This is a genomic window from Mesorhizobium sp. B2-3-6 (assembly GCF_006442305.1).
Taxonomy (GTDB): Bacteria; Pseudomonadota; Alphaproteobacteria; order Rhizobiales; family Rhizobiaceae; genus Mesorhizobium.
Genome location: NZ_VFVW01000002.1, coordinates 199,372 through 216,114, shown reverse-complemented (window position 1 = coordinate 216,114; position 16,743 = coordinate 199,372). Strand labels below are relative to the sequence as shown.

At 63.8% G+C, this 16,743-nt stretch carries 14 protein-coding genes; all 14 read left to right on the top strand.

The window, feature by feature from the left end:
* The first annotated feature begins 323 nt into the window (after positions 1-323).
* The 14 genes from ftsZ to FJ953_RS06675 all read left to right on the top strand — a co-directional run bounded on the left by ftsZ (position 324) and on the right by FJ953_RS06675 (position 16,730).
* Positions 324-1,361, top strand: a complete 1,038-nt coding sequence (gene ftsZ, locus FJ953_RS06740) for a cell division protein FtsZ (RefSeq protein WP_140623648.1) — start codon at positions 324-326, stop codon at positions 1,359-1,361.
* 335 nt (positions 1,362-1,696) lie between these two features.
* Positions 1,697-2,671 carry a sugar-binding transcriptional regulator gene (locus FJ953_RS06735; protein WP_181165158.1) on the top strand — a complete coding sequence of 325 codons (975 nt, stop codon included), beginning with the start codon at positions 1,697-1,699 and terminating at the stop codon, positions 2,669-2,671.
* Positions 2,672-2,716: 45 nt separating this feature from the next.
* Positions 2,717-4,162 carry an extracellular solute-binding protein gene (locus FJ953_RS06730; protein ID WP_140559298.1) on the top strand — a complete coding sequence of 482 codons (1,446 nt, stop codon included), beginning with the start codon at positions 2,717-2,719 and terminating at the stop codon, positions 4,160-4,162.
* 160 nt (positions 4,163-4,322) lie between these two features.
* Positions 4,323-5,246, top strand: coding sequence for a sugar ABC transporter permease (locus FJ953_RS06725; protein ID WP_013896837.1), 924 nt, complete (start codon positions 4,323-4,325; stop codon positions 5,244-5,246).
* Between the two features lie 12 nt (positions 5,247-5,258).
* Positions 5,259-6,116 (top strand): carbohydrate ABC transporter permease, encoded by an 858-nt coding sequence (locus FJ953_RS06720; protein WP_140623647.1) that lies wholly within the window; start codon positions 5,259-5,261, stop codon positions 6,114-6,116.
* Positions 6,117-6,120: 4 nt separating this feature from the next.
* A complete protein-coding gene (locus tag FJ953_RS06715; protein ID WP_140623646.1) occupies positions 6,121-7,239 on the top strand; it encodes an ABC transporter ATP-binding protein in 1,119 nt (372 codons plus the stop codon).
* Positions 7,236-8,360, top strand: coding sequence for an ABC transporter ATP-binding protein (locus FJ953_RS06710; protein ID WP_140559299.1), 1,125 nt, complete (start codon positions 7,236-7,238; stop codon positions 8,358-8,360). The genes FJ953_RS06715 and FJ953_RS06710 overlap by 4 nt, the downstream gene beginning before the upstream one ends.
* The gene (locus tag FJ953_RS06705) at positions 8,360-9,913 is read left to right on the top strand and encodes an FGGY-family carbohydrate kinase (protein WP_140623644.1); all 1,554 of its coding nucleotides are present in this window, start codon (positions 8,360-8,362) and stop codon (positions 9,911-9,913) included. The genes FJ953_RS06710 and FJ953_RS06705 overlap by 1 nt, the downstream gene beginning before the upstream one ends.
* Positions 9,914-9,923: 10 nt before the next feature.
* Entirely contained in the window at positions 9,924-10,964 is a 1,041-nt protein-coding gene (locus tag FJ953_RS06700) for a 2-hydroxyacid dehydrogenase (protein WP_140580656.1), read from the top strand.
* Positions 10,965-11,009: 45 nt separating this feature from the next.
* On the top strand, positions 11,010-12,527 hold the full coding sequence (locus FJ953_RS06695) for a glycerol-3-phosphate dehydrogenase (RefSeq protein ID WP_140623642.1): 1,518 nt from the start codon (positions 11,010-11,012) through the stop codon (positions 12,525-12,527).
* Positions 12,528-12,575: 48 nt separating this feature from the next.
* Positions 12,576-13,517 (top strand): TIM barrel protein, encoded by a 942-nt coding sequence (locus tag FJ953_RS06690; RefSeq protein WP_140623640.1) that lies wholly within the window; start codon positions 12,576-12,578, stop codon positions 13,515-13,517.
* A gap of 227 nt (positions 13,518-13,744) precedes the next feature.
* Positions 13,745-14,578 carry a transporter substrate-binding domain-containing protein gene (locus tag FJ953_RS06685; RefSeq protein WP_181167654.1) on the top strand — a complete coding sequence of 278 codons (834 nt, stop codon included), beginning with the start codon at positions 13,745-13,747 and terminating at the stop codon, positions 14,576-14,578.
* A gap of 2 nt (positions 14,579-14,580) precedes the next feature.
* The gene (locus FJ953_RS06680) at positions 14,581-15,942 is read left to right on the top strand and encodes a cation:dicarboxylase symporter family transporter (RefSeq protein WP_140623638.1); all 1,362 of its coding nucleotides are present in this window, start codon (positions 14,581-14,583) and stop codon (positions 15,940-15,942) included.
* Positions 15,939-16,730, top strand: coding sequence for an amino acid racemase (locus FJ953_RS06675; RefSeq protein WP_140580660.1), 792 nt, complete (start codon positions 15,939-15,941; stop codon positions 16,728-16,730). Before FJ953_RS06680 ends, FJ953_RS06675 begins: the two co-directional genes overlap by 4 nt.
* Positions 16,731-16,743 lie beyond the last annotated feature (13 nt).

The following is a 16,743-nucleotide window of genomic DNA, read 5'->3' as shown; positions in this document are numbered from 1 at the left end:
TCAAAACCAGTTGCGCGATCTGCGACCGAAACATAGAGGCAAGAGCGTGGAAAGCCAAGGCTCGGCATCGGGCTCGGCGCGCGCAGGGTGAAGCCGGGATGCCGGCATCACTCTCGGGCATGCGCGGCCGTCGTGGGGATATGAAACGTCCCTATCACAAATCTTGACCTTCCCCGCACTTGCACCTCTGGCCGCTCTCTGGCTTTTTGGGACACCCATCCGAGCGGACTGATTCGTCACGCCGCTCTGCGTCGATTGCCGTTTTGCGGTGTGATCGATCTGGCGGGGCGTGAAGCGCGAGCGACTGGCGAAGGAGAAGAGGCATGGCCGAGTTCAAGAAGCCCGAGATCTCCGAGATGAGACCCAAGATCACCGTTGTCGGCGTCGGCGGCGGCGGCGGCAACGCCATCAACAACATGATCGCCGAGCAGCTTCAGGGCACCGAATTCATTGCCGCCAACACAGACGCGCAGGCACTCACCATGTCCAAGGCGACGCGGCTGATCCAACTCGGCGCGCATGTAACCGAAGGGCTGGGCGCCGGATCGCTTCCCGAGATCGGCCGCGCCGCGGCCGAGGAATCGCTGGACGAGATTATGGACCATCTGGCCGGCACCCACATGTGCTTCGTCACCGCCGGAATGGGCGGCGGCACCGGAACCGGCGCCGCGCCGGTCATCGCCCAGGCGGCGCGCAAGGCAGGCATCCTGACGGTCGGCGTCGTCACCAAGCCGTTCACTTTCGAGGGCAGGCGCCGCATGCAGATGGCCGAAGAGGGCATCGAGCGGCTGCGCGAAAGCGCCGACACCGTGATCGTCATCCCCAACCAGAACCTGTTCCGGATCGCTGACGACAAGACCACATTCGCCGATGCCTTCGTCATCGCCGACCGGGTGCTCTATGCCGGCGTCAGCTGCATCACCGATCTCATCGTCAAGGAAGGCCTGATCAACCTCGACTTCGCCGACGTCAAATCGGTGATGCGCGGCATGGGCCGCGCCATGATGGGAACCGGCGAGGCGTCAGGCGATAGCCGGGCGATGAAGGCGGCGGAAGCCGCCATCGCCAACCCGCTGCTGGACGAAATGTCGATGAAGGGCGCCAAGGGCGTGCTGGTCTCGATTTCCGGCGGCCGCGACATGACCCTGTTCGAGGTCGACGAGGCCGCCACGAGAATCCGTGAAGAGGTCTATGAAGACGCCGACATCATCGTCGGCGCCATCTTCGACAAGAGCATGGAAGGCCGGTTCAGGGTTTCGGTGGTGGCCACCGGCCTCGACCGCGGGCTCGGCGTGGAAGATGCCGATGCCGGCATGGCGCACGACCATTCCATGCCATTCGCGGCGCGGACGTTGCAATAGGCGCTGCTCGCCAGCGGTCTTGGCCGCTGCCGGGCACCTCGACGTCGCCGGCGCACCACCAAGTTCAGCCTGGAGCTGATCACCCGAAAGCGGCTTGCCGAATAGTGCGATCCGCTCACCGGCGAATGCTGGGCGCCGCCGCTTCACCTGGACGGCGGCGATGGTGATCGGGTTCCTGCGCTTTCGCTGCCGCTGTTACCCTGACCGGTGCCACGCCCGGTGTTCGCTCGTCCATTCTCATTGAAAATCAGCGTTTGCAGGCGCTTGGCGCTTGACTCCGATGCGTCCATGTGAAAAATTTTGCAGAACCTGAAAAAAATATCAGAGGGCGGAACGTGGTTGGATTTGGAAACGGCCTCTTGCGCGATGATGAAACCGGCATGGCGGCACGCGCCGCCTGGCTTCATTACGCCGGCGGCCTGACCCAATCCGAGGTTGCCAAGCGCCTCGGGCTGACCAGCCTCAAGGCCCACCGCCTGATCACCAAGGCCAATCAGGAAGGGCTGGTGAAGGTCTATATCGACGGCGAAGTCTCGGAATGCGTCGAGCTCGAGGACGAGCTGTCGCGCCGCTACGGCCTCGATTATTGCGAGGTGGTTCCCGATTTCGATTCCGAGGAGTTGCCGCTCAAGGCGCTCGGCATCGCCGGCGCGCAATTCCTCAAGCGTGAGATCGAACGCGGCGAGCAGGCGCTGATCGGCGTCGGCCATGGCCGCACGCTCGCCGCCTGCGTGGAATACCTGCCGCGCAGCTCGACAGACAAGATCCGCTTCGTTTCGCTGCTCGGCGGCTTGACGCGGAAGTTCTCGGCCAACCCGCATGACGTCATTCACCGCCTCGCCGAGCGCACCGGCGCCGAAGCCTATGTGATGCCGGTGCCAATGTTCGCCAACACGGTGGACGACCGCGCGGTGTTGCTGGGACAGAAGGGCATCAGCGAGGTTTTCGATCTCGCAAGATCCGCCGACCTTTTGTTTGCCGGCATCGGCACGGCCGAACGCGAAGCCTCGCTCGTCGCCACCGGCATGATCGAGAAGGGCGAGATGGAGGAGATCCGCCGCAATGGCGGCGTCGGCGAATTGCTCGGCCATTTCTTCGACGATGCCGGCAAAGCGGTGGCGACAACCCTTTCCAATCGGGCGCTGGCGCTGGCGCGCGAGGACATCGCCAGCCGCCGGATCGTCGCGGTCGCCGGCGGCAAGGTCAAGGTTCGAGCCGTCAAAGCGGTGCTGGAGGGCCGCTATCTCAAGGGCCTGATAACTGATGAGCGGACAGCGCGATCGCTCGTGGAGGAGACGCCAGTCGGGTAGCCGGCGTCGGTTCAGTTAAAACTACCCTGTGGAGGAGAAGACCAAATGCATGAGAAAGAGAAAGACCTCATTGACGCTTTCCTGCGCGGACAAGTCGACCGTCGTGGGCTGATCAAGGGCCTGGGTGCGATGGGCCTTGCCGCCGGCACGGCCGGTACGCTGCTCAATTTTGGGCAGACCCGGGCGCTGGCCGCCGACTTCGACTGGAAGGCGCACCAGGGCAAGACCATCAAGCTCCTGCTCAACAAGCATCCCTATGCGGATGCGATGATCGCCAACCTCGAAAACTTCAAGCAGTTGACCGGCATGAATGTCGTCTACGACGTGTTCCCGGAAGACGTCTATTTCGACAAGGTCACGGCCGCGTTGTCGGCGAGCTCGCCCGAATACGATGCCTTCATGACCGGCGCCTATATGACCTGGACCTACGGCCCAGCCGGCTGGATCACCGACCTCAATGAATGGATCAAGGATCCGGCCAAGACCAACCCCAACTATGCCTGGGATGACTTCCTGCCCGGCGTCAAGAACTCCTGCGCCTGGAACGGCAAGCCGGGCGGGGCCCTGGGGTCCGAAGACGCCAAGCAATGGTGCATTCCGTGGGGCTTCGAACAAAACAACATCACCTACAACAAGGGGATGTTCGACAAGGCAGGCGTCAAGGTTCCCGGCAATATGGACGAGATGGTGGCCGCGGCCGCCAAGCTCACCAAGGATGTCGGCGGCGGCGTCTACGGCATTGGCGTGCGCGGGTCGCGCTCCTGGGCGACGATCCATCCGGGTTTCCTTTCGGCCTACGCCAATTTCGACCAGAAGGACCTGAACGTGTCGGCCGACGGCAAATTGTCGGCCGCCATGAACACCGCCCAGTCCAAGGCTTTCCACAAGCAATGGGTGCAGATGATCCAGGAAAGCGGTCCGAAGGACTGGTCGACCTACACCTGGTACCAGGTCGGCGCCGATCTCGGCGCCGGCGCCTCGGCGATGATCTTCGACGCCGACATCCTCGGCTACTTCATGAATGGCGGCGACAACAAGATGGCCGGCAAGCTTGCCTTTGCCGCCTTCAAGGCCAACCCGGAGGCCAAGGCGCCAACGCCGAACATCTGGATCTGGTCGCTGTCGATGTCCAACTTCTCCAAGGACAAGGACGCCACGTGGTACTTCATGCAGTGGGCCTCCGGACCCGAGCATGCTCTGTTCGGCGCCACCAAGATGGATTTCGTCAATCCGGTCCGCCAGTCGGTCTGGAAGGATGAGACGTTCCGCGAGAAGCTGAACAAGAGCTATCCCGGTTATGTCGAAATGTTCGACGCCTCGGCGCCGGGCGCCTCGATCAAGTTCACGGCGCAGCCGCTGTTCTTCGATCTCACCACCGAATGGGCGGCGACGCTGCAAAAGATGGTGGCCAAGGAAGTGCCGGTGGACGAGGGTCTCGACAAGCTGGCCGAAAGCATCAACGGCCAGCTCAAGGAAGCCGGCCTCGGCTAGATGTAATGGAGGACCGGCCAGCCTTGGCAGGCCGGTCCTCACCTGACCTTTTCAAGATTGCGACGCGGGGCCGTAAGGTGGCCGCCAATTCGCCCGACCGGCCGCCTTGCTCCCTTGGGCGGCCGGCAAGGCGGAGCGACAGGGACAACGGAGCAGCACGATGACTGCGGTGGTATCGCAAAGGCCCAAGCCCTCGGGCTTCAGGATCAGCAAGAGAGTGCTGCCCTACGTGCTCAGCCTGCCGGCTCTGCTGGTCTGCATCGGCATCCTGATTCCGTTCCTGACCTCGGTCGTCTATTCCTTCCAGCGCTATCGGCTGAGCCAGCCCTGGGCGCGGCAGTTCAACTGGGGCGACAACTACATCTCCTTCTTCACCGATCCGAAGTTCTGGAACACGCTCAAGATCTCGCTGCTCTATGCCGGCACCACGGTGGTGCTGGAACTGCTTCTCGGCCTGGCCATCGCGCTGCTTTTGCAGAAGCGATCGACCCTGAACAACTTCATCTCGATCATGCTGCTGATGCCGCTGATGACGGCGCCGGCACTGGCCGCGCTGATGTGGAAGCTGATGACCAATCCCGGCTTCGGCGTGCTGAGCTATCTTGCCAGCCTCATCGGCTTACAGGATTTCCGCTGGGCCTCGTCGCCGTCGACGGCTTTGTTCACCGTCGTTCTCGTCGATATCTGGGTCTACACGCCCTTCATCATGATCCTGCTGCTTGCCGGCCTGCGCAGCCTGCCGACGCAGCCCTTCGAGGCCGCGGCCCTCGATGGCGTGCCGAGGAGCTTCGTCTTCTTCCGCATCACGCTGCCGATGCTGACGCCGTATATCCTGACGGCGACTTTGTTCCGCCTGCTCGATTCCATCCAGCAGTTCGACATCATCTACGCCATGACGCAAGGAGGACCGGGCGACACGCTGACCGTCTTCCAGGTCGAGGCCTATCTCAACTTCTTCCAGTCGACCAATGTCGGCCGCTCGGCGGCGCTGATGATCATCCTGTGGGCGATCACCTATTTCCTCTCCAACATCTTCATCAAGAACTGGCTCAGGCTGCGCGAGCGCGCCCGTGGCCAGGCATAGGAGGAGCCAGCCATGGAACACACCTCCTTGCTTGAACGCACCCTGCGCGGCGCGGCACTCACGCTGGTCGTGATCTTCTTCATGTTCCCGATCATCTGGATCCTGATGATGTCGTTCCAGACCAACGAGACCATCCTGCGCATTCCGCCGCAGCTGGTCTTCGAGCCGACGCTTGCCAATTACACAGCGCTGATCACCGGCAAGCTGACGACCGCCGCCGGCACGCTCGACATCGCCTTCATGCGCAACCTGTGGAATTCGGTGTTCCTGTCGGTGACCTCGGTGGCGGTCTCGCTGCTGCTCGGCGTCCCGGCGGCCTACGCCTTCGCTCGGCACAAGTTCCGCGGTTCGGAGGACATCGCCTTCACGCTGCTGTCGTTCAGGTTCGCGCCGGCCCTGCTGGTGCTGTTGCCGCTCACGCTCTATTTCCAGAAGCTCGGGCTGGCCAACACCTATATCGGGCTGATCTGGGTCTACCAGCTGATCTGCCTGCCGCTGATCCTGTGGATCGTGCGCGGCTATTTCGAGGATATTCCGGCCGACATCGAATATGCCTATCGCATCGGCGGCCATTCCTGGTTTGCCACCTTCCGCAAGATCGCGCTGCCGCTCGCCGGCCCCGGCATCGCCGCTGCCGGCCTGCTTGCCTTCATCTTCGCCTGGAACAATTTCGTCTTCGCGCTGGTGCTGGCGTCGGCCGACAAGCAGCCGGTGACGGTCGGCGCGCTCGCCTTCATCACCTCCTCGGGCATCCAGTACGGCCAGATCTCGGCGGCCATCGTCCTGTCGATCACGCCGACGCTGGCGCTCGCCCTCTATGCACAGCGCTATCTGGTCGAAGGCCTGTCGCTCGGCGCGGTGAAGGGGTAGTTCCATGGCCAGCCTCGAACTCAGAAACCTCGTCAAGCGCTACAAGAGCCAGACCGTGCTTGACAATCTTTCGCTGACCGTCGCCGACGGTGAGACGCTGGTCCTGTTCGGACCCTCCGGCGCCGGCAAGACGGTGCTGCTGCGCCTCGTCGCCGGCGTCATCGACCCCGACGAAGGCAAGATCCTCATCGGCGGCGAGGACATGACCGACGTCGACGCCGAATTTCGTGGCGTCGGCATGGCGTTCCAGAATTTCGCGCTGTTTCCGCATATGAGCGCATTCGACAACATCGCGACGCCGCTGGAGGCCAAGCGGTCGTCGCAGGGAGCGATCAAAGCCGGCGTCGAGAGCGTCGCCAAGCTGTTGAAGATCGCCCATGTGCTCTCCCACAAGCCGCGCGCTCTTTCCAACGGCCAGAAGCAGCGCACCGCGCTTGCCCGTGCGCTGGTCGGCTCGCCGCCGCTGCTGCTGCTCGACGATCCCTTGCGCAATGTCGACGCCAAGCTGCGTTTTGAGATGCGGCTCGAACTGCCGCGACTGCTTGCCGACCGCGGCGCCACCGTCGTTTACGTCACCCAGGACTATAAGGAAGCCATGGCGCTCGGCGACCGCATCGCGGTCATGTCGCAAGGCGTCATCAGCCAGCTCGGTACGCCCGAACAGATCTATCGCGAGCCGGCAAATGTCGAGATCGCCCGGCTGTTCGGCGACCCGACCATCAACCTGCTCGACGTCAAGCCGGCGCTTGGCGCCAAGGGAATCCATGTCGCCCTGTCGAATGTGCAGGTCCATCTCGGCGGGGCTCCCGAGACCGCGGTCGGCCGCGACTGCATCATCGGGCTCAGGCCGGAAGCACTGCATTTCGTCGGCGAAAATGAACCCGGCGCCATTCCGGTGACGGTCGAGGCCGAAACCCCGCTCAACGAAAAGATCGTCACGCTGGTGCGCACGTTGCGCGGCCGCGAGATCCTGGTTTCGCGGCCGGCCGGAACACCGGGCCGCAGCGAAGGCAAGGCCCACATTGCCGTCGACGGCAAGAGCGCCCTGTTGTTCGATCGCGCCGGCGGCGAGCGCATCGGCTCGAAGAATGTCGTCAGTTTGCGCAACGGAGAAGCCGCATGAGCGCGAGCGCACTCACCATTTCCGGCGTCGACAAATTCTATGGCCCGATCGACCGGGGCGTCCACGCCGTCAAGAAGCTGACGATGGAGATCGGCAAGGGCGAGATCGTGGCGCTGCTCGGTTCGTCCGGCTGCGGCAAGACCTCGACCTTGCGCATGATCGCCGGCTTCGAGGAGGTGTCGCGCGGCGCGATCTCGGTCGCCGGCCGCCAGGTGCACACGCTGCCGCCGGTCAGGCGCAACGTGGCGATGGCCTTCGAGGGCTATTCGCTCTACCCGCCGCTGACGGTGCGCGAGAACATGGCCTTCGCGCTCAAGGCGGCCCGGCTGCCCAGAAGCGAGGTCGAGGCCAGGGTCGCCAGCATCGCCAAGCTGCTCGAGATCGAGGATATATTGGAGCGTTACCCAAGCTCTATCTCCGGCGGCCAGCAGCAGCGCGCCAGCCTCGGCCGGGCGCTGATCCGCGACGCCGATTTGCATCTGCTGGACGAGCCGATGGGGCAGCTCGAGCCGCAGCTTCGCGCCGTGCTGCGCGGCCGCATCAAGCATTTCATCAAGGAGCGCGGCTTGACAGCGATCCTGGTCACGCACGACCAGACCGAGGCCAATGCGCTTGCCGACCGCATCGCGGTGATGGAAGGCGGCGTGCTGCAGCAGTTCGATACGCCGGACAGGATCAAGGAGCGTCCGGCGAACCTGTTCACCGGCACCTTCGTTGGCGAGCCGCCGATGAACGTCTTCGAGGCCTATGTCGGGACGGCCGCCGGCCGCATCAATCTCAGGCTTCCCGACGGGCTGTCGCTGGACTACGACAAGGACGCCTTCAGCGCTCCGGTCCGCGACCAGCTGCTCAGCCGCGAGCGCGTGGTCATCGGCATCAGGCCTTATGCGGTGCGGCGCTCGAAGGAGGGTGTTCCCGCCAGGGTCTCGGCCAACCAGTGGCTTGGCGACCAGACCCATATAGCGGCCGATTTCGCCGGCGGCTCGCTGGTCCTGGTCGAGCACGACCGCACCCGGCTGGACCTTGGCGCGCCGATCAATGTCAGCATCGACCCGAAGAACCTGCATGTCTTCGACCAGGCGAGCGGCGAGGCCATTTCGCACGGCATGGAGCTCGCCTGATGCGTGATCTCTTGATCGGTATCGACGCCGGTACTTCCGTCATCAAGTCCATCGCCTTCGACACGAAAGGCCGGCAGATCGCCGCCGCGGCAACGCCGAACCATTACGAGACGCTGCCGGGCGGCGGCGCCGAACAGGATCTGGCTTGCACATGGGCGGATGCGGCGGCGACCTTGCGCCAGCTTGCCGACAAGGTGCCCGATCTCGCCAGCCGGACGATCGCCATCGCAGTGACCGGGCAGGGCGACGGCACCTGGTTGATCGACGGCAAGGGCGAGCCGGTGGCAAAGGGCTGGCTCTGGCTCGACGCGCGCGCCGCCGGCGTCGTCGAGGAGATCCGCGCGCGGCCCGAGGACCGGCTGCGCTTCGAAAAGACCGGCAGCGGGCTCGCCGCCTGCCAGCAGGGCTCGCAGTTCGTGTTCATGAAGCGCAACATGCCTGAAATGCTCGACAAGGCGGCGACGGCGTTTCATTGCAAGGACTGGCTCTATTTCAAGCTGACCGGCGAGCGCGCCACCGACCCCTCCGAGGGAACCTTCACCTTTGGCGATTTCCGCACCCGCGACTATAGCGAGGATGTGCTCGACGTGCTCGGCGTCGCCGACCTCAGGCATTTGCTACCGCCGGTCACAGACGGCACCAGGCACAGCGCCGGTCTGTCGCAGGCGGCGGCCGCCGCCACCGGCATGCTTGCCGGCACGCCGGTCGTGCTCGGCTATGTCGACGTCGTCTGCACCGCGCTTGGCGCCGGCCTGCTCGACCGCGAACGCAAGCCCGGCTGCACAATCATCGGCTCCACCGGCATGCATATGCGGCTGGCCGAGACGCCGGACGACGTGCAGCTCAACGAGGCCGCGACCGGTTATACCATGGCCATGCCGGCGCCCGGCGTGTTCGCGCAGATGCAGTCCAACATGGCGGCGACGCTCAACATCGACTGGGTGCTTGGGCTTGCCTCCGGCATCCTCGCCTCGCAAGGCATCACCCGCAGCAATGGCGAGATGATTGCGCTCGTCGATGCCTGGATCGCGGCCTCGCAGCCCGCCTCACTGCTCTACCAGCCCTATGTGTCCGAGGCCGGCGAGCGGGGGCCGTTCGTCGATGCCAATGCCAGGGCCGGCTTCGTCGGCATATCCTCGCGCCACGGCTATGCCGACCTGGTGCGCGCCGTCTTCGAGGGATTGGCCTTCGCCGCGCGCGATTGCTACGCCGCCATGGGGCCATTGCCGCGCGAGATCCGGCTGACCGGAGGCGCCGCCCGAAGCCCGGCGCTGCGCAAGATCCTCGGAGCCGCCGTCGGCGCAGACATCCGCACCAGCCAGCGCGAGGAGGCCGGGGCGGCCGGCGCGGCGATGATAGCCGCGGTCTGCGTCGGCCTGTACAAGTCGATGGACGAATGCGTCGCGGAATGGGTGACGCCGCTGCTTGGCGAGGCGGAGCCGAGTGATAGGGACCTCGCCGCGATCTACGACAGGATGACCCCGTCCTACATGTTGGCGCACCAGGCGCTGCGGCCGGTCTGGCGCGCGATGGCTTCGGTGCAGGCAAATTGAGAAGTCGAGTATGCCCAGGAAAATAGCGATCATTGGTGACAACTTCATGCTTCCGGAGGTGTTTCGCGCCAAAATCGAGAAGGTCGCGAGCGGTGACCTCGATGTCAGGACATTGCAGACCGCCTGGCCCGACGAGCCGATGGAATTCGGCGATCCGGCGCTCGGCCTCGACAAGGTCAAGGAGTATTTCGGCCGTCCCGACGAGGTCGTCGAGTTCATTGGCGACGCCGAGATCCTCGTCACCCAGCTTGCACCATTGTCGGAGGGCATGATGCGCCGCCTGCCGGCCCTGAAGCTGGTCGCGGTGTCGCGCGGCGGCCCGATCAACATCGACATGGAAGCGGCCCGCACACATGGCATCACCGTCGTCAACGTGCCCGGCCGCAACGCGACCGCCGTGGCCGAATTCACCATCGGCGCGATATTGGCCGAAACGCGGCTGATCCGGGTCGGCCACGAAGCGCTGCGCAGGGGCGAATGGCGCGGCGATCTCTACCGCGCCGACCGCACCGGCCGCGAGCTTAGCGAGATGACGGTCGGCGTCGTCGGTTACGGCAATATCGGAACAAAGGTAGTCAGGCTGCTGCGCGCTTTCGGCTGCCACGTTCTGGTCAGCGACCCCTATGTGCAGTTGAGCGCCGAGGACCGCAACGCCGGCGTCGAACTGGTCGCGCTTGACGATCTCCTATCCCGCTCCGACGTGGTCACGCTGCATTCGCGGGTGACGCCGGAGACGCGCGGCCTGATCGGCAAGGACACCATCGCGCGGATGAAACCCGGCGTGATCTTCGTCAACACGGCGCGCGGGCCGCTGGTCGACTATGACGCACTCTATGAGGCGCTTGTTTCAGGCCAGATCGCCAGCGCCATGCTGGAGACGTTCGCGGTCGAGCCTGTGCCGTCGGACTGGCCCTTGCTGCAGCTCCCCAACGTGACGCTGACGCCGCATATCGCCGGCGCCTCGGTGCGCACCGTGACCTATGCGGCCGAGCAGGCCGCCGAGGAAGTGCGCCGCTATATCGCCGGGCTGCCTCCGGTCAATCCGTGCTGAGGCGGCAGCCATGGTGTGTAAATCCGGCAGCGAGATCGTGACGAGATGAGCGGCGGACCCGAAATCGTCGACCTTTTCGTCATCGGCGGCGGCGTCAACGGCGCCGGCATAGCCCGCGATGCGGCAGGCCGCGGCCTCTCCGTCATCCTGTGCGAAAAGGACGATCTGGCGGAAGGCACCAGTTCGCGATCGGGCAAGCTCGTCCATGGCGGCCTGCGCTACCTCGAATATTACGAGTTCCGCCTGGTGCGCGAGGCGCTGATCGAGCGCGAGGTACTCCTGGAATCGGCGCCGCACATCATCTGGCCGATGCGCTTCGTGCTGCCGCACAGTCCTGACGACCGGCCGGCCTGGCTGGTGCGGCTCGGCCTGTTCCTCTACGACCATCTCGGCGGCCGCAAGCGGCTGCCGGCCACCCGCACGCTCGACCTGCGCACCGCGCCCGAGGGCGCGCCGATCAAGGACGAGTTCAAGCGCGGTTTCGAATATTCCGATTGCTGGGTCGACGACGCCCGTCTCGTGCTGATCAATGCGCTGGATGCGCGCGAGCGCGGAGCGAAGATCTTCACCCGAACCGCCTGCACCGCCGCACGCCGGGAAGGCGGCCTCTGGTCGGTGGAGATGCGCGACGGCAAGACCGGCGTGAAAACCACCGTGCGGGCGCGGGCGCTGGTCAATGCCGCCGGCCCTTGGGTCAACGACATCATCAACCGCGTTGCTGGCCAGAACTCGACGCGCAATGTCCGCCTGGTCAAGGGCAGCCATATCGTCGTGCCCAAATTCTGGGAGGGCCGCCAAGCTTACCTCATTCAGAACAGCGACAAGCGGGTGATCTTCATCAATCCTTATCAGGGCGATCTCGCCTTGATCGGCACCACCGACATTCCCTATGACGGCCGACCCGAGGACGTGGCGGCGGATGAGAGCGAGATCGAATACCTGATCAGGGTGGTCAACCGCTATTTCAAGCGCGGCCTCGCGCGCGGCGATGTCGTCTATTCGTTCTCCGGCGTCAGGCCGCTCTATGACGACAATGCCGACAACCCGAGCGCCGTGACCCGCGACTATATTTTCGAACTCGACGCGCCGGATGCTGAGGCGCCGCTGCTGTCCGTCTTCGGCGGCAAGATCACCACCTTCCGCAAGCTCGCCGAGCATGCGCTGGACAGGATCGCTCCGTTCTTCCCCCGGATGGGCAAGCCCTGGACGGCGAAGGCCCATCTGCCTGGCGGCGACATCGCCAATGCCGATTTCGAACAGTTTCTAGGCGATCTCGGGCGGGAGTATCCATGGATGCCTGCATCGCTGCTCAAGCACTACGGCCGGCTCTACGGCACCAGGACACGTCTTCTGGTCGGCGCGGCCCGTTCGCTCGCGGAACTCGGGCGATGTTTCGGCAAGGATTTCTTCGAGCGCGAGGCCAGTTACTTGTTCGAGCTGGAATGGGCTGAGACACCGGCCGACATTCTCGAACGGCGCACCAAGCACGGCCTGCATCTTTCCGCCGAGGAGAGATCGGCCTTCGAACACTGGTGCGCGAGCCGGCTGGCGAGGGCAGGGTGATGGCAATCATCGCCAATGTAGCGCGACAGGGCTGAGAGGATCGCGATCGTGGCATTCACGCTCTCCCTCAACACCAATCCGCTGGTCAACCGCTTTGCCGAGCCTGACGACCTGGTCGATACCATCGCCTACGACATCGGCATCAGGGATATTCAGCTCACGCATGAATTCGTCAATCCGGGCTGGCCGGCGGCGACGATCGTGAAATTCGTCCGCCTGTTTCGTGGCGCACTCTCCCGCACGGGCGTGCGCGTGACCTCGGGCATGACCGGTCCTTACGGCCGGCTCAACCATTTCGGCCATCCAGACGCGGACGTGCGCCGCTACTATGTCGACTGGTTCAAGACCTTTGCCGACATCTCGGCGGAGCTTGGCGCCGGCGGCATGGGTACCCAATTCGCGATCTTCACCCATCGCGATTATGATGATCCCGCGCGCCGCGCGCGCCTGTTCGACATTGCACTGGAATGCTGGCGCGAGGTCGCCGAACACGCCCGCGCGGCCGGGCTTAACTACCTGTTCTGGGAGCCGATGTCAGTCGGCCGCGAGTTCGGCCACACGATCGAGAATTGCCGGCTGCTGCAGGGTGCGATCGACGCGGCCGGGATGGCCATTCCGCTGGAGATGATGGTCGACATCGACCATGGCGACGTCACCTCCAGCAACCCGGCCGATATCGATCCCTATGCCTGGGCCGAGACTTTCCCCAGGAAGTCGCCGATCATCCACATCAAGCAATCGTCGATGAACAAGGGTGGCCATTGGCCGTTCACCGCGGCTCACAACAGGGACGGCCGCATCACGCCTGAAAAGCTGCTGGAGACGGTGCGGCGCGGCGGCGGCACCGACAACGAGATCTGCCTCGAACTGTCGTTTCGCGAGCGCGAACCGGTCGACCACCAGGTGGTCGCCATGATCCGCGAATCGGTCGACTACTGGGCGCCCTTTATCGACACGGGCAGGCCTGACCTGCTGCCGAAAAACGGGTAGAGGTCGGAGTGGGGAGCCGATGCCACTCGCGCTGTTGACGTCCAACCAGTTGGCCCGCCAGCGAAGCAACCAGATGACATATTAGATAATGCGAGTATTGCGGCAGCCTGCGCTGCTGATTGCTATAAAAGTACAATGCGAAAGATACTTTTGTTTAACTTCGCCATGCATACTGCGAATTGATCCGATTTGTTTGTCCGGCTTCCCTCGCGAACTAGAGAATCCGCATGTCGGTTACACGTCGTACGCTGCTCACGGCCGGAAGCGTCGGCTTGCTGGTCGCGCAAGCTCGGGCGGCCAATACTCCAGGACAGCAGGCGGAGATCGCTCCCGTCGTCGGCGACAATGCGCTGCGCATTGCAATGCCGGCCTTTGCCTCCGATCCATTCTTCCCGGCCGACGGATCGGGGAACAGCGGCATAGACATGGAACTGGCCCGCGGCATAGCAGCGGAGCTCGGCGTCGAGCCGGTGTTCGACCGATCCGCCGCAACGTTCGACGGCATGGTGAAACAGCTGACTTCCGGCCAGGCGGACATAGCCATCGGCAAGCTCAGCCGAACCCTTCGCCGTGGCCGCTCAATCCTCTATTCCCGGCCCTATGCCATGCTGCACCAAGGCCTCATCGCCAATCGCCTCAACCTGGCGCGCATCGCGCAAGGCAAACCACCCGAGCAGATCATCCGCGATTTCTCGGGCGATCTCGGCGTGATCGAGGGCTCTTCATTCGCAACCTATGCGGCGACGACCTTCCCGCATGCACAAGTTCATCGTTTTACAGGCTGGGACATGGTTGTCGATGCGATCCGCGATGGGACGATCGACATGGCGTATCGCGACGATTTCGAGATCAAGAAGCTGATGGTCGACGATCCGTCGATGACGGTCGCCGCGCGCTCGATCACGCTGACCGACAAGGTAGACACGATCGCAATCGGTGTGCGACCGGACAATCCGCATCTCGCGGCGTTTATCGACCTTTACCTCGATCTCGCGCGCGGTCAGCAGGTTCTCAACACTGACGAGATCATCGCGCGCTACCGGTTGGGGAGCAAAGCCTGACGATGGCCGTCACGGAAGCAGCCGGACCCTTGGCTTTCGATTGGCGCCTGGCGGCGAGGCGCATATGGCGCTCGCCCGCGACGACGATTGCGGTGATCGGGGCGGGAATCCTTTGCGGCCTCTATTATCCAGCATTTGCCCATGCGATCAGCCCTGTGGCGCAGCTCTACCTGAATTTCCTCAAGATGGTCGTCCTGCCCTACCTGGTCTCGTCGGTCATCTTCTCGATCATGTCGATGGTTCAGGATCCGAACTCGGTCCGTTACCTGGGCCGCGTGGGTATGGCGGTGCTGGTCGTGTCGTTCCTGAGCGTATTGGTGAGTGGCACCTACTCGCTTGTCCTTCAGCCGGGCCAGATCGAGAATCCTCAATCGCGCATCGAGCTTGGCGAGTTCATCAATTCGCAGGGCAGTGTATCCACCGATCTCGCATTCCCCTACCAACCACCACCCAATGAGGGATCCGACACCGGGCGTTCGATACTGCTCGATCTTGTACCGAACAACGTCTTCAGCGCGCTGGCCTCCGGTCAAACCATCCAGGTCCTGCTGTTCTGCCTGCTTTTCGGGCTCGCGATGGGCAAGATTCCCCAGCCTTCGTCCATGAGCCTGTCTCAGGCGCTGAACGCGGTTTACCGGGCCTGCACGGTCCTTACCAACTGGTTCATCTGGGGATTGCCGTTTGCAACCTTCATCCTGATCGCGGATCAGACCGCGTCGACCGGAACCAAGCCGCTCACGCTGATGGGCGGTTATCTGCTGGTGATGGGTCTTTCCTGCCTCACATTCATCGCCGGCGCATTTGCCGTTATCGCCATCCGCTCTCGGCGAAGCTACTGGGCCACGATCAAGACCTGTCAGCCCCTTCTCATGGTCGCCATCACCACGCGCTCTACCGTCGCCTCGCTTCCGTGGGTCATAAACCTGCTGAGCGAGCGTCTGCGGTTCAGCCTCGTGGTCGTCGAACTGCTCGTGCCGCTGCAGGCGGCATTGCTGCGGACAGGCCCGGCCCTGCTTTACACGTCTGGTGTTCTTTTCATCGCCCAGCTCTACGGCCGTCCGCTGGTAATCCCCGACCTCCTGCTCGTCGGCATCACCTCGGCGCTTCTCGCGCTCACGACCGGCGGCATGGGCAGCCTGCTCATCCTGTCCCAGATGTCGATCGTCTGTGGTTACCTGAAGATTCCCTTCGAGGCGGCGTTCGCCCTGTTCGTCGCGGTCGACGCGGCCGTCGACACGTTCATGACGCTGTCTAGCGTCTGCACCGTTGCGGCGAGCACCGCAATGATCGCGCCCAGCCACAGGGAGACAACGCAGTCTGTCGAAGCGGCGTCGGAACAGCTCGAAGCCGAGCCCGCTCGATGATCGACCATGGCATCAGCCTCCAGCTCGGCGTCATTGGCGGCCTCGGGCCGTTGGCATCGGCTGACTTCTACTTCAAGCTGACCCGAATGACCCAGGCGTTCCGGGACAATGAGCATGTGCCCGCCGTCATCCTCAGCGTGCCACAGCTGCCTGACAGGACCGAGGCGATCCTTGCCGGCCATGACGGTCCGCTGGCGTCTTTGAAAGCCGCGGTCTCGACGCTCAATGCGCTCGGCGTTGCCTGTATCGCAATGCCCTGCAACACCGCCCATCATTGGTATGAGCAGCTGGCGGCGAGCTCGCAGGCGCGGATCATCCATATCGCCGACGCGGTCGTAGCTGAAACCCATCGTAGCCTGGGCCGAGGCAAGGTTACGATCCTCGCCACGCAGGGCACACTGGTCTCCGGCTTCTATCGGGACAGGATGTCGGCGGCGGGATTTGAGCTCTGCTTTCCCGCTGTCACGGAATTCCAGGGTCGCGTCGATAGAGCGATCGGCCTCGTCAAGGCCGGTTCGATCGCGGAGGCGGCGAGCGAAACCGAGCGCGCGCTTGAAATCGCGCGATCGGCCGGCACCGACACGGCCATTCTCGGCTGCACCGAACTATCGGTGGTGGCCGCCAGCCTCAAGCCTACGAACGGATTGGTCGTCATCGACAGCAATGCAGCCCTGGCGCGAGCCTGTTTGACACGGTTGGGCTTCGCCGCGCAGGACGTTCCGCGACCTCGGCCGGTGTTCTCATCCCGTAAAGAGCTGGAGCGGTTCGGCGGTTCTATCCAACACTGAACCGCTCCGGGAA